A 13,353-nucleotide genomic window follows, 5' to 3' on the forward strand; every position below is an offset into this window, starting at 1 on the left:
TATGAGACCAACACGAAGGTCGTTCCTGCAAAAGAGTGCTGCGCTAATGGCGACAGCCATGCTCGCTCCCCGCGTTGTGAGGGGCCAATCCATCAGAAGTGTCGCCGATCGCATCAACGTTGCGTTGATAGGATGCAACGGAATGGGCTTTTATAACCTGCAGGATCATTTAAAGATTCCAAACGTTGAGTGCGTTGCGCTGTGTGATGTGGATGAGTCTGTTTTGAACAGACGCGCTGCCGATGTCGCAAAAATTACAGGCAGGCAACCTAAGCTGATCAAAGACTTCAGACGCATTATCGACGATAAAGATATCGATGTTGTTATTGTCGGCACTCCCGATCACTGGCATTGCCTTCCAACAGTCTACGCATGTGAGGCGGGTAAGGACGTATATGTAGAGAAGCCACTGGCAAACTCGATTTATGAATGCGACGTGATGCTGAATGCTGCGCGCAAGTTCAAACGAATTGTTCAGGTTGGACAACAACAACGCAGTGGAAGCCACTGGCAGCAGATCATTGAACTTGTTAAAGCAGGTCGCGTGGGCCAACTTAGAAAGATCAAGGCCTGGGGTTTCTTTGAATATGGCAGAACGTCGCCGCGTGTTCCCGATAGCGCCGCGCCAACCGGTGTCGACTATGACCTCTGGCTCGGGCCGGCACCTCAACGTCCTTTCAATACAGGGAGGTTTCATGGGAACTGGCGCTTCAGCTGGGACTATGGTGGAGGCTTGCTTACAGACTGGGGTGTTCATTTGCTTGACATCGCGCTCTGGGCTGTGAATGAAAAGATGCCTGATACAATTCAGTCTGTTGGGGGGATCTATGCTTACAAAGGTAATCAGATCGAAACAGCCGATACACAGACTGTATTGTATGGCTATGAAGATCTGCATATCGAATGGGAACACCTGGGTGGACTTCATTCGGGATACTATGGTCGCGGATACGGGGTGGCATTCATTGGAAACGACGGTACAATTGTTGTGAACCGGGAAGGCTGGGAGCTTATACCGGAAATTGAAAATGGGAAGCCGAAAACAGAGAGCATTGCTCTGCAGCCGGCTGATCGCTCTGATCACATCAAGCACGTAACCAACTTTATCGAATCTGTTCGTACCCGGGCATTGCCGATCTGTGATGTTGAAACCGGCAGGAATGCCGCAACACTGGCGCATATGGGAAACATTGCCTATCGGACCGGCGACAAACTTCAATGGGATCGCGCATCAAGACAATTTATATCGAATCAGAAAGCCACTGATTTGATAACGCCGTCTTACCGTAAGCCCTGGAAACTTCCGGTTCGCTGACCTTGGTTGCATCAGCCTGCCATCGGAATGACAGGTACTTTCAGATAGAAGGAAACGAGTTATATCTTCAACGGGGAAAGAATAACATAGACCGATAGTAACATTAGATTTGTCATAACTGTTAGCTTGCACGGATGTTCATTCCAAGCATAAGTTAAGATGACAGAGGAGAAGAAAAGACTATTCGAGGACCGGGACAAAAAAAAGGACTGGAGAAAATTCGGTCCCTATCTGGCCGAACGGCAATGGGGCACAGTACGCGAGGATTACAGTGAATACGGTAACGCCTGGGAGTATGTGACTCACGAGGCCTCAAGGAGCCGCGCTTACCGGTGGGGCGAGGACGGAATGGCTGGATTCAGCGACGACAAGCAATTGCTCTGTCTGGGGTTAGCATTGTGGAATGGTAAAGATCCTATTCTGAAGGAAAGACTATTTGGACTGACAGGCCCTGAAGGCAACCATGGCGAAGATTGCAAAGAGCAATACTACTATCTCGATGGCACGCCAACCCACTCGTACATGCAGATGCTCTACAAGTATCCTCAAAGTGAGTTTCCATATAAGAAGCTTGTAGAGGAGAACAAGAAGAGGGGAAAGAAAGAACCAGAATATGAATTAATGGATGCAGGGGTCTTTGATGAGGACCGTTACTTCGATGTTTTCATTACTTACGCAAAGGTTGATACAACCGACTTGCTCGTAAAAGTGAGTGTTGTGAATCGAGGGCCACTGGCAGCCAACCTTCATGTTATTCCTCAAATTTGGTTTCGCAATACGTGGTCCTGGGGATATGATAATTATAAGCCTGAACTCTTCCTGGACAATAAAGGATGTATCCGGGCACAGCATCGCGACGTCGGTAAATACTATTACTATGCAGAAGGAGAACCCCAGGCTTTGTTCTGTGAGAACGAGACAAATGGTCCGAAGCTCTTTAATTTCGGAGGCACGGGGTTCTTCAAAGACGGGATCAATGATTTTATCGTCGACGGAAAAATTTCGGCCGTTAATGCAATAAGCCACGGCACAAAGGCTGCATATCAATATAAGACATCTGTCCGTCCCGGCGAGACTCGTGAATTCAAACTAAGATTGTCATCATCATATCTGCATCAGCCGTTTGCAGACTTCGACGCGATCATCGCTAAACGCAGTAACGAATGCGATGAGTTTTACACCGACATGCAGGAGTCGATTTCTGATGCTGATGAGCGGGATATTCAGCGTCAGGCAATAGCAGGAATGCTATGGAGCAAACAGTTCTACAATTTTGATGTTAGCAAATGGGTGAAGGGCGATCCGGGACAACCTGCTCCAAACCGGAAGTGGGGACGTAATCACGAGTGGCTACATTTGAACAATGCCGATGTGATTTCAATGCCGGACAAATGGGAGTACCCATGGTATGCGGCGTGGGACCTCGCGTTTCATACCATACCACTCGCAATGGTTGATCCGGAGTTTGCCAAACGCCAGCTTATCATGCTGACGAAAGAGTGGTACATGCACCCGAATGGACAACTTCCGGCGTATGAATGGGCATTCAGCGACGTGAATCCTCCTGTTCACGCCTGGGCTACATGGCGTGTGTATAAGATCGATGAACAACTTCAGGACGGTAAGCCAGACAGGGCATTTCTGGAGGGAGTATTCCATAAACTGTTGCTCAATTTTACCTGGTGGGTCAACCGGAAGGACATGAACGGAAACAACATCTTTCAGGGTGGGTTCCTGGGGATGGATAACATTGGGGTGTTCGACCGCAGCGCCCAGTTACCTACCGGTGGATACATTGAGCAGGCTGACGGAACAAGCTGGATGGCCATGTTCACGTTGAACATGCTGCGCATATCCCTTGAGTTGGCAGGTGAGAATCCAATCTATCAGAGCCTGGCGACAAAGTTCTTCGAACATTTCCTCTATATCGCCGGAGCAATGTCAAACGAGGCCCTCGATCTTTGGGATGAACACGACGAATTTTTTTACGACGTCTTACATACACCCGACAATGAGCGGACGGTTATGCGCATTCGCTCAATGGTCGGCCTTGTACCTTTGTTTGCAGTCGAAGTTCTGGACGAAGAGTTGTTCAGATCAATGCCTCAATTTACGGAAAGACTGCGCTGGTTCCTGGATAATCGTCCCGACCTCGCTAATCTTATCTCACGCTGGCAGGAGCGGGGACGAGGTGAACGGCATTTGCTGTCGCTGCTGCGCGGACACCGCATGAAGATGTTGCTGCGTCGTATGCTTGATGAAAACGAGTTCCTGTCACCATATGGAATAAGGGCTCTTTCAAGATATCATTTGGAACATCCTTATAAGATGGTCGTCAACGGCTTTGAGTTTACGGTGCAATATACGCCCGCTGAAAGTGATACCACTTTGTTTGGCGGTAACTCCAACTGGCGCGGTCCAATATGGTTTCCTGTTAACTACCTGCTGATCGAATCCCTTCAACGCTTTCATCATTACTATGGTGATGATTTCAAAATCGAACATCCAACAGGCTCGGGTCGCATGCTTACACTTCGGCAGGTAGCGGATGATCTTTCCCGTCGAATGATCAGTTTGTTCAAGAAAGATTCCAAGGGAAGACGACCCATATTCGGCGAGAATGAAAAACTTCAGGTGGATCCCCAGTTCCAAAACTATATTCTATTCAATGAATATTTTCATGGAGACAACGGCAGGGGTGTGGGAGCAACGCATCAAACCGGTTGGACGGGAATAGTGGCCAAGCTGATTCAACCTCGACGCAGGTTAGTCAAAGGTGCTTCATCCGAACCCATGTAAAAGTTTATCATAATGGACAGAAGCATAACAGATGATTTCGACAAATCGAGCAGGCTGGAGTGGCTCGAAGTCAATGGTCTTGGCGGTTATGCCTCTGGCACTGTAAGTGGTCCCCTCACGCGACGATATCACGGGCTGCTGATAGCTGCTTTAGAGCCGCCAGTAAAGAGGACCGTAGTACTATCGAAGCTGGACGAGACGATCGTAATAAATGATAACTCCACCCAGCCTGCTCAGCGTTTCGAATTGGGGACTAACCAATTTCCAAATGCAGTACATCCCGCGGGGTATCACTATATGTGTCAATTCGAACGGGATGTGTTCCCTGTGTTTTATTACGAGGCAGGCAACGTTCGTTTAAAGAAGACCATTGCTGCACTCCTTGATGAGAACACAACGCTCGTCCTATACGAGGTACTGGACGCTTCGGCTGAATTCACTATGGAGCTTTTACCCCTAGCATCCTGCCGCGACCATCATTCGATTTCCAGCGAGAATAACGCCATTGGCCGTCAGTATCTTTTTGAAGACGGTTTATTTCGTACTGTCAATTACCACGGAGGCCCCGAGGTTTTTATCTATGTCCCGGGCAGCACGTTTGTCGAAGCCCAGGGATGGTACAGGAACTTTGAATATCTCCGTGAGCTTGAACGCGGACTTGAATTTCGTGAGGACCTTTACACACATGGTCATTTTAAAGTTAATCTCAGGAAAGGATCGACGCTTGGAGTCATTATATCAACAGGGGATACGTCTCAAAAAAATGCCTTCGACCTGTTTGCTGTTGAACAACAGCGCCGAGAGGGACTTCGGCAAAGTTCAAATAGCAGCAATCCATGGTGGTCACGTCTGATGCTGGCAGCGGATCAATTCATTGCCAGGCGTGGAAAGAGTTTTACAATTATTGCCGGCTACCACTGGTTTACCGATTGGGGCAGAGATACCATGATTTCACTGCCGGGCCTGTGCCTGGCGACAGGGCGACTTTCCATCGCCCGTGACATACTCCTGCAATATGCCCGATTCGTAAGCGAGGGAATGTTACCCAACCGCTTTCCAGACCACGGCGAGCAGCCGGAGTACAATACGATGGATGCCACATTGTGGTTCTTCCATGCGGCTTATCAATACTTTCTGGCGACGGATGATATCGTCCTGATAGAGAAACTTCTTCCCGTATTCACGAGCATTGTAGCAAGTCACCTGCGAGGCACGCGTTACGGAATCGGCGTGGACCCGGTCGATGAGCTTCTTCGTGGTGGGCAGCCAGGTACCCAACTCACCTGGATGGATGCAAAGGTTGGCGATTGGGTAGTAACACCGCGTGTAGGGAAACCGGTAGAGATCAACGCTCTTTGGTATAATGCCCTTCGGGTAATGGAGACCATTCATCAACGGTTGGGAAATCAGGAAGAGGCTGGAGCTTTTGGTCATCGTGCCGATAAGGTCCGTAGTAACTTTCAAATGTTATTCTGGAACACAGCCGAAAATTGTCTTTTTGATTACCTGGACAGCTCGCCGCACGGAGAGATTCGTCCTAATCAGATTTATGCTGTTAGCCTGCCCTTCCCTTTGTTTGAGGGTAATAAAGCACGTGCTATCGTCGATGTTGTCAAAACTAAACTACTCACTCCGGTCGGATTGCGCAGCCTGGCACAAAACTCACCCGGGTACATTGGCCGTTGTGTAGGTCCTCCGTTAGAACGTGATGCCGCCTATCACCAAGGCACCGTCTGGACGTTTCTTATAGGAGCATTTATTGATGCACTATACGCGGTTGAAGGCAACGCCGCACAGAAGGAGGCATCAGCAATTGTGAATAACTGTTGTGCTCATCTCGATGACGCTTGCGTCGGATCAATCTCTGAAGTATTCGACGGCGACTGGCCTCACATCGCCAGAGGATGCGTTGCTCAGGCGTGGAGTGTTGCAGAACTTGTCCGCGTCATAAGAAAGTACAGCCTATAGCACCCTCAGCCTAACGGGAGGTAGGATGACGGGAATACAACATCACCTAAATGTCGTTAGTCCGGACAGAGTTACGTCACAATGGGCCAGGAGCTGTGCCGTTCGTGATATTCTAATACCGTAAGCGGCATTCAATGAAACTGTATTGTTCTTTTTGCGTAAGTTCCTATGATAGCCTATCAGGTGCTACCCAAATTGGGTGACATCGGCCGTTTTCTCCTGAACCTATGCTCAAAAACTTCTTCAAGACAGCTTATCGTAACATTGTTAAGAACAAGGTCTATGCAGCCATCAATTTTGTTGGCTTGACAACCGGACTTGCCCTCTGCCTTCTGATTACCGTATATCTCCGGAGTGAGACGGGATACGATAAGTTTCACACCAAAATAGACAGGCTTTACAGAATCAAATATGTGGCACCTAACGGATTGTTACTCGCCTCATCGCCACCACCATTAGCTTCTGCCCTCAAGAGTCACTTTCCTGAGATCGAAGAAACTGCCCGGATGTACTATCGCAATGTGAGCATTAATCGTGCAGGAAAAACTGAACGCTTCGAGGAGTCGGATGTTTTCTTTGTCGACTCCACATTGTTTAATCTATTCAGCATTAACGTGGTTCGCGGCGACACCCGCCGGCTGCTTCACGATCGCTTCACCGTAGTCATCAACGAGGAGATGGCCCGCAAGTACTTTGGTAATGACGATCCCATTGGAGAGTCGCTGACATTCTCCGGGAATGTCCAGTTTAAAGTCATTGCCGTAGTTAAGAACTTCCCTGAGCAATCGCATATAAGGTTCAATATGCTTGTTCCTTATGAGAACATGTTTGATATGGAGACACCTCAGACAGCAGAAATACTTAAGAACAATCTCTCGATAAATTTCATTATCAGCCATGGCTTCACTTACGTTTTGCTGAGGCCGGGTGCCAATCCCGGGAGTGTTGACGCGGGTATGGATGCAATGCTGAAGAAATATGCAAAGCCAGAAGTTCTCCTCGGTCAGAAGTTTTCATTGACGCCGGTCTCAGATATACATCTTCGAAGTGAAATGCTGGCCGAGCCTCGACCAACCAATTCGTGGAGCACCCTCTATTTGTTCGCCGGTGTTGGAATTGTAACGCTGCTTATCGCTTGCATCAACTACATCAATTTGAGTACGGCGCAATCCTTCTCCCGCATCAAGGAAATTGGTGTTCGGAAAATTCTGGGTTCGATGCGCTATCAGCTGATACTCCAATTCCTCGCCGAGAGTTTTCTGTTTAGCGCCGTTTCTATGATGATCGCCTATGCGGCTTTCTATTATGCATTACCGTTACTGAACGCGGTCACCGACAAGAACCTCATATTTAATGAAGTGATCGATTCAAAGCTATTGCTGGGAACAGGGATACTGGTCATATTAATGACCCTGATGGCCGGCGGATACCCCTCGTATTTCGTTACCCGATTTGAGTCTGTGCATTCGTTAAAAACATATGCATACGCCTCGTCGGGGGATCAATATCTTCGTAAGTCATTGGTCGTGTTCCAGCTTTGCATTGCCTGCATGTTGTTATCCGGATCTTTGTTGATCGTTCGCCAGATGTCATTCCTGGAAACGCGTTCACTTGGTTTTGAAAAAGAGAAAGTAATTACGATTCCGCTGTACAGTCAGAACCTGAATAGCATTTTTGCTTCAACGGATTCCACCTATCGATCGAGACTTCAAACATTCAGAGATATCGTAGAGAGACAATCAGGTGTAATAAACACTGCGCTGTCGTCTGCTGCACCTGGTCTGGGGGCTACTTACCGAAACACTGTACCGGAGGGTTTTACTGCAGAAGACAATATTTTTGCGGCAGCCATGTCGGTCGACTACGATTTTGTGAAATCTTATGGAATGGAAATTATCGCCGGTCGCGCTTTTAGCCGGGACTTCCCAAGTGATGAAAACAACGCTTACGTCGTCAACGAATCCGCGCTAAAGGAATTCAAATGGGGTACGCCTCAGCAGGCAATAGGAAAAACGATCGATAAGGAAGGAAAGAAGGGAGCAGTTGTTGGTGTCATAAAGGATTTCAATTTTGCCTCGCTGCAGTCACCAATGAGCGCGCTGATTATAGATCTGAATCCTGATCAGTTTGCCACGCTGTCAATCCGATATTCCGGCAACAATGCGACCGCGATTCTGGATCAGTTGCGTCGCGATTGGAATACTGTCTTCCCCGAGAAGGCCTTCGAATCTACTTACCTTGAAGAACAGTTACGGGGTCAATATTCCAACTTTGAAAACTTTTCACGAATCATTCAGGCATTCACCGGCATCGCCGTTCTCATCGCTTGTCTTGGTGTTTACGGTCTGGTACTGTTTACCGTTCAGAATAAATTCAAGGAGATTGGCGTGCGCAAAGTACTGGGTGCGAATGTCCGCAGTATTTTGCTGTTGATCTATCGCGACTTTGCGCTTCTGCTGGTAATTGGTTTTGTTCTGGCTATTCCGGTCAGCTGGTTTCTTATGAACAAGTGGCTTAGCAACTTCATCTATCATACTGACATAAGCCCGCTTACTTATGTTTTCAGCCTGGTGCTTGTAGTATTGATCGTATCATTAACGATCAGCTATCAGGCGATCAAGGCCGCATTGGGAAATCCGGTGAATGCATTGCGCACAGAATGATCCTTACTAAGATGGAATGATCTCCCAATGACCGAATGATCCCTTATGATAGTCCGTAAACCTTTATTACTGTCTCGCGCCAGGAAGCGGCACGTTTATCAGCAATAAGGTGCAACGTATCGGCTATTTCTTCCGCCTTCACCCAATGAGAGAAGTCCGCTTTAGGCATTGCAGTTCTGTTCTGAGGCGTGTCTATTGTACTGGGAACAACTACCGACGCTGTTACTTTCGATCCATGTGCATTCGCATGAGCTGTCGCATTGAGAATATCCGCAAAATAGAATATCAATGATTTGGAAAGGCCATAAGCCAGCGACGTTGACGCTGCCTTTGGATCAAGCCCCGCACGCGCCCCAATAAAGACAAGTCGGCCACCTTCTTTTTGCGTGATCATCTGTTGAAAGATCCTCTGAGCGGCGAAGAACGCCGTTTGAAAATTCAAAGCAATCATCCTGTCGAGTCGGGCGAAATCTGTGTCAGCGATGCCTCCATGTGCATAGCCGCCAGCGAGGAACAGTGCAGCATCAAGCGTTTTATGTTTTGTTAGCACCTGTTGTATAGTTTCTTCAACAGCATCTTCATCCGACAGATCCACCTGATGAACTTCGACCTCTTTGGGCATGCTTCCTGATGTCTTATCAGTTGTGGTAGCAATAACTTTATATCCTTCTGATAGGAACTTGTCGACGGTAGCTTGTCCAAGATTTCCAGCGGCACCTGTAATGAAAACAGTTTTCATAATGTGACTTGTTTAATACCTTATCCTCCAACACTGATAGTGAGAAGGCAATATATCACTACTTTAGGAGTCACAAGTCCACAACGATTCAATTCCTTTAAATTATGGCCGTGTATTTCACTTCTTCACTTCGACTGGTATTTGGCGCTCTCCTGGTGGCTGTCCCCATAATGTTGCAGGCTCAGGTCACTTCATCAAGAGCTGTTATAAAACTCAACTCAGCGCAGATAGATTCTGCATCTTCATCAAAGCTTACGCCGGATAAGCCTGGCAGATTGCTTGCTACGGGACCTTCGGGTGAAAGATATCTGGTGGTGGTCAGAACAGGCGAAGGAGCTGTGGAGATTCATGAACAATACGATGATGTTGCCGTGATCCGGGCCGGCCATGGTGTCTTAAGAACGGGGCCATCAGCAACCGGAGCAAAACTTTCAGGTACTGCTCCGAATCGCGAATGGCTGGGAGGTGAAATCAGGGGCGCCAAAGAGTATAAAGTTGCTCAGGGCGATTTCCTGGTGATCCCTGCCGGACTGGCCCATCAATATGTGCCCGATTCAGGCGATTCGCTTGTGTATTTCACGGTGAAGGTGCGTCAGGCAGATCTGAAAGGCTCGAAAAAATAATTTTGTAAATTTACTAAACACTGTTAAGTTTACACCGTTAAGTTACTTACGCATTCAGAAATGGCAATCGCAAACCGAAAAGAACGTCAGAAAGAGGAGCTCAAAGCCAGTATTCTGGAGGCTGCCCGCACGCTTTTCATAGAGCGCGGGTACGAGGAGACGTCTATTCGCAACATTGCCGAGCGGATTGAATATTCGCCTACAACAATCTATCTCTATTTTAAGGATAAGGACGACATCTTCTATGCTTTGCATCGTGAGGGGTTCGTTTTGCTCAATCAATACTTCCGCTCACTGCAGGAAGTGGAAGATCCCTTTGAACGACTCAAGGCCATCACAAAGGCATATATCCGATTTGCCCTCGAAAACAGGGAATATTATGACCTTATGTTTATTAGCAGGTCGCCGATGAGCGCATTGGAGGACAGCGACAATGAAAAGTGGGAGGAGGGCGACCGGGCGTTCGCCGCTCTTACAACTACTATTCACCAGTGCCTCGAGCGCGGATATTTTAAGGGGATGGATCCCCAGGTTCTTTCATTCACCTGCTGGTCTATGGTGCACGGCATTTGTGCCCTCGAAATACGTGGCAGGTGTAAGGTCGTTCCAGACGAATTACTGGATGGCTTGAGCAATCGGGTGGGAATGATGATCGTGGACATGCTGGAGCGAATGCACGGCAAAAAGCCGGTTTAAGAAAAAAATTTGCCTCAATACTTAACACTGTAAAGTTAATTTTCAATGAAAAGTACCAAGACCCCTCTTTCCGCCAAATCAGCAATTCTATTGCTTTTGGTTACAGTTTGTTCAGTTGCCGTTGTAGCACAGCCTCGCCTGGAAGCCTATGTAAAAGAAGGTTTGCAGAACAATATCGTAGCACAGCAGAAAGCCATTGCTTACGAGCAGGCCCAGCGTTCATTACAGATCGCGACAGGCTTTTTTCTGCCCTCCGTGTCACTGCTGGCCGATTACACATCGGGAGAAGGCGGGCGCAGCATAGCCATTCCGGTTGGCGACATGCTCAATCCAGTCTATGCATCACTGAATCAGCTCACGCAAAGTGATGCGTTTCGGCAGATCGATAACGTTCAGCAAAACTTCTTTCCAAAGAACTTTTACGATGGACGGATCCGGACTTCAATGCCTCTGATCAATACCGATTTGTATGCAAATCGAGCTATTCAGAGAGAGCAGGTTGCTATTCGCAACAACGAGCTCATGGCCTATAAGCGACAGCTTGTAATGGAGATCAAGACGGCTTACTATCAGTATCTGGGAGCGACCGCGGCAGTGAAGATCCTTGAGAGCGGTCTGGGCTTGGTTGAAAGAAATGTTGAGGTTAACGCGTCGCTGCTTCGAAACGGGAAGGCTCTCCCTGCAAATTATCAACGGTCGAAAAGTGAATTGGAGCGGGTTCGCGCTGAACTGAACAGCGCACAGAACCGCTCGGCAAATGCAAAAAAGTATTTCAACTTTTTGCTCAATCGTGATCTTGACACTGATGTGGAAATCGAATCTGCAGATTCCGAAGTGACCGGAGAACTACCAACTGCTGGGGTACGCGAGGAATTGCAGGCACTGCGATCCTTACAGACGGTGAACGAGGCCTCCCTGAGAATGAGCAAGCAGGTCTTCATTCCTAAAGTGAATGGCTTTATCGATCTCGGATCTCAGGCTGCCGACTGGCAATGGAATACAAAATCAATGTATTACCTCGTAGGCGTTCAGCTCTCAATGCCAATCTTCCAGGGCAATCGCAACGTGATGACCATACGCAACAATGCGTCAGAGCTGAAGAGGACAGAACTGGAGCTCGCGAATACCTCAAATCGCCTCGAGTTGTCTGCGCAGGTTGCAGAAGGTGATCTGCTCACAGCGCGCGCCAACCATGCGGCTGCCCTGGAGCAATCCAAATCAGCTCAAAGTTATTTTAACCTGATTGAGAAAGGGTACGTGCAGGGTGTTAATACTCTTATTGAGTTCCTGGATGCACGAAATCAGCTGACGGCTTCAGCACTGCAGCAGAACCTCAAACGTTACGAAGTGTTGGCCGCAGTGGCCCGTGTTGAGCGCGAGACCGCAACGTACCCCCTCGCTCCTTAAGCAGTTGCTCTTTTAGGAGTACCTGGTCCAAATCGTCTTATGAAATCATCGATAACCCTCTAACAATAGCTGTTATGAAAACTTTGTTTCAAAAATTCGCCTTCATCACGCTCATCGTACCTGCGATGATGGTCATTGAATCATGCACTGACGGTAAAGGCGCAAGTCATTCAATTCCGAAAGCATCAGAATCCGTTCCTGTACGCACGATCGAATTGGTTTCTTCCTCCAGCCAAAGTATTATCAAAGCATCCGGGCAATTCGCAACCGATGAAGAAGTAGTACTTGGGTTTAAGACTTCAGGCATTGTGAGTCGGGTCCATGTTCGGGAAGGCGATGCTGTAAAACGAGGTCAACTGCTTGCAACACTGGATATGACGGAAATAAATGCAGTAGTGGCACAGGCAAGAATGAATAGTGAGAAGGCAGGACGCGATTTCAAGCGGGCGCGTAATCTATATGCCGACAGCGTTGCTACACTCGAGCAATTTCAAAATGCAGAGACAGCCGTTGCTGTTGCTGAGCGCCAACTCGAGGCTGCTGAATTTAACCGAAGCCATTCAGAGATTCATGCTCCGGCCGATGGTTATGTCCTCAAGAAATTTGTCAGTGCCGGACAGGTAGTCAGTACCGGAGATCCTGTATTGCTGACTAACGCCCTCCACAACAGGGGATGGTTATTGAAGGTTGCCGTAAGTGATCGCCAATGGTCGCAGCTTAAAATAGGAGATAATGCAATAATTCATGTTGATGCCTTTCCCGATAAGGTCCTCAAGGGAACGCTGGTGCGTAAAGCAGAAACGGCTGATCCCGCTTCAGGTGCTTTTGTTGTTGAGCTTTCAGTTCAATCTCAGGAGGTAAAACTCGCCACCGGAATGTTTGGTGCTGCAGAATTTGCTGCCAAAGGTAACAGCTCCACCTGGTCTGTTCCCTATGAATCAGTACTGGATGCGCACGATCATGACGGCTTCGTGTTCGTTACAACTGATGGGCTAACGGCTCACAAACAGTCTGTGTCGATTGAGTCGTTCAATGGCAACAATCTGATCGTTACTTCCGGTTTCGAAAAGGGGCAGCAGCTAATCGTATCGGGCAGCGCTTATCTCACTGATGGTTCATCTATACGTATCGTTAAATAGTCAG

9 protein-coding genes are annotated in these 13,353 nt (G+C 48.1%); 8 read left to right on the plus strand and 1 reads right to left on the minus strand.

What is annotated here, in order from left to right; translation table 11 throughout:
- Window position 1 precedes the first annotated feature (1 nt).
- The 4 genes from WBG78_RS15135 (at window position 2) to WBG78_RS15150 (ending at window position 8,745) form a co-directional block, all read left to right on the plus strand.
- The gene (locus WBG78_RS15135; protein WP_337327288.1) at window positions 2-1,315 is read left to right on the plus strand and encodes a Gfo/Idh/MocA family protein; all 1,314 of its coding nucleotides are present in this window, start codon (window positions 2-4) and stop codon (window positions 1,313-1,315) included.
- A 159-nt stretch (window positions 1,316-1,474) separates the two neighbouring features.
- Window positions 1,475-4,114: an MGH1-like glycoside hydrolase domain-containing protein gene (locus tag WBG78_RS15140; RefSeq protein ID WP_337327289.1), complete on the plus strand. Its 2,640-nt coding sequence runs from the start codon at window positions 1,475-1,477 to the stop codon at window positions 4,112-4,114.
- A gap of 12 nt (window positions 4,115-4,126) precedes the next feature.
- Window positions 4,127-6,082 (plus strand): amylo-alpha-1,6-glucosidase, encoded by a 1,956-nt coding sequence (locus tag WBG78_RS15145; RefSeq protein ID WP_337327290.1) that lies wholly within the window; start codon window positions 4,127-4,129, stop codon window positions 6,080-6,082.
- Window positions 6,083-6,309: 227 nt separating this feature from the next.
- On the plus strand, window positions 6,310-8,745 hold the full coding sequence (locus tag WBG78_RS15150) for an ABC transporter permease (RefSeq protein ID WP_337327291.1): 2,436 nt from the start codon (window positions 6,310-6,312) through the stop codon (window positions 8,743-8,745).
- Window positions 8,746-8,788: 43 nt separating this feature from the next.
- Here WBG78_RS15150 and WBG78_RS15155 read toward each other — a convergent pair whose 3' ends face one another.
- Window positions 8,789-9,484 (minus strand): SDR family NAD(P)-dependent oxidoreductase, encoded by a 696-nt coding sequence (locus WBG78_RS15155; protein WP_337327292.1) that lies wholly within the window; start codon window positions 9,482-9,484, stop codon window positions 8,789-8,791.
- Between the two features lie 104 nt (window positions 9,485-9,588).
- On the opposite strand from WBG78_RS15155, the gene WBG78_RS15160 reads away from it, so the two are divergent.
- From WBG78_RS15160 to WBG78_RS15175, 4 genes are all read left to right on the plus strand, one after another.
- Entirely contained in the window at window positions 9,589-10,107 is a 519-nt protein-coding gene (locus WBG78_RS15160) for an AraC family ligand binding domain-containing protein (protein WP_337327293.1), read from the plus strand.
- 60 nt (window positions 10,108-10,167) lie between these two features.
- Entirely contained in the window at window positions 10,168-10,803 is a 636-nt protein-coding gene (locus tag WBG78_RS15165) for a TetR/AcrR family transcriptional regulator (RefSeq protein ID WP_337327294.1), read from the plus strand.
- A gap of 45 nt (window positions 10,804-10,848) precedes the next feature.
- Window positions 10,849-12,210 carry a TolC family protein gene (locus WBG78_RS15170; protein WP_337327295.1) on the plus strand — a complete coding sequence of 454 codons (1,362 nt, stop codon included), beginning with the start codon at window positions 10,849-10,851 and terminating at the stop codon, window positions 12,208-12,210.
- A 74-nt stretch (window positions 12,211-12,284) separates the two neighbouring features.
- Entirely contained in the window at window positions 12,285-13,349 is a 1,065-nt protein-coding gene (locus tag WBG78_RS15175; protein WP_337327296.1) for an efflux RND transporter periplasmic adaptor subunit, read from the plus strand.
- Window positions 13,350-13,353: the final 4 nt, after the last annotated feature.

It is taken from the genome of Chryseolinea sp. T2, from assembly GCF_037203685.1.
Classification (GTDB): domain Bacteria; phylum Bacteroidota; class Bacteroidia; order Cytophagales; family Cyclobacteriaceae; genus Chryseolinea.

Coding starts and splice junctions, on each gene's coding strand:
- WBG78_RS15170 (WP_337327295.1), top strand. CDS start 10,849: ATGAAAAGTACCAAGACCCCTCTTTCCGCCAAATCAGCAATTCTATTG.
- WBG78_RS15165 (WP_337327294.1), top strand. CDS start 10,168: ATGGCAATCGCAAACCGAAAAGAACGTCAGAAAGAGGAGCTCAAAGCC.
- WBG78_RS15160 (WP_337327293.1), top strand. CDS start 9,589: ATGGCCGTGTATTTCACTTCTTCACTTCGACTGGTATTTGGCGCTCTC.
- WBG78_RS15150 (WP_337327291.1), top strand. CDS start 6,310: ATGCTCAAAAACTTCTTCAAGACAGCTTATCGTAACATTGTTAAGAAC.
- WBG78_RS15175 (WP_337327296.1), top strand. CDS start 12,285: ATGAAAACTTTGTTTCAAAAATTCGCCTTCATCACGCTCATCGTACCT.
- WBG78_RS15155 (WP_337327292.1), bottom strand. CDS start 9,484: ATGAAAACTGTTTTCATTACAGGTGCCGCTGGAAATCTTGGACAAGCT.
- WBG78_RS15135 (WP_337327288.1), top strand. CDS start 2: ATGAGACCAACACGAAGGTCGTTCCTGCAAAAGAGTGCTGCGCTAATG.
- WBG78_RS15145 (WP_337327290.1), top strand. CDS start 4,127: ATGGACAGAAGCATAACAGATGATTTCGACAAATCGAGCAGGCTGGAG.
- WBG78_RS15140 (WP_337327289.1), top strand. CDS start 1,475: ATGACAGAGGAGAAGAAAAGACTATTCGAGGACCGGGACAAAAAAAAG.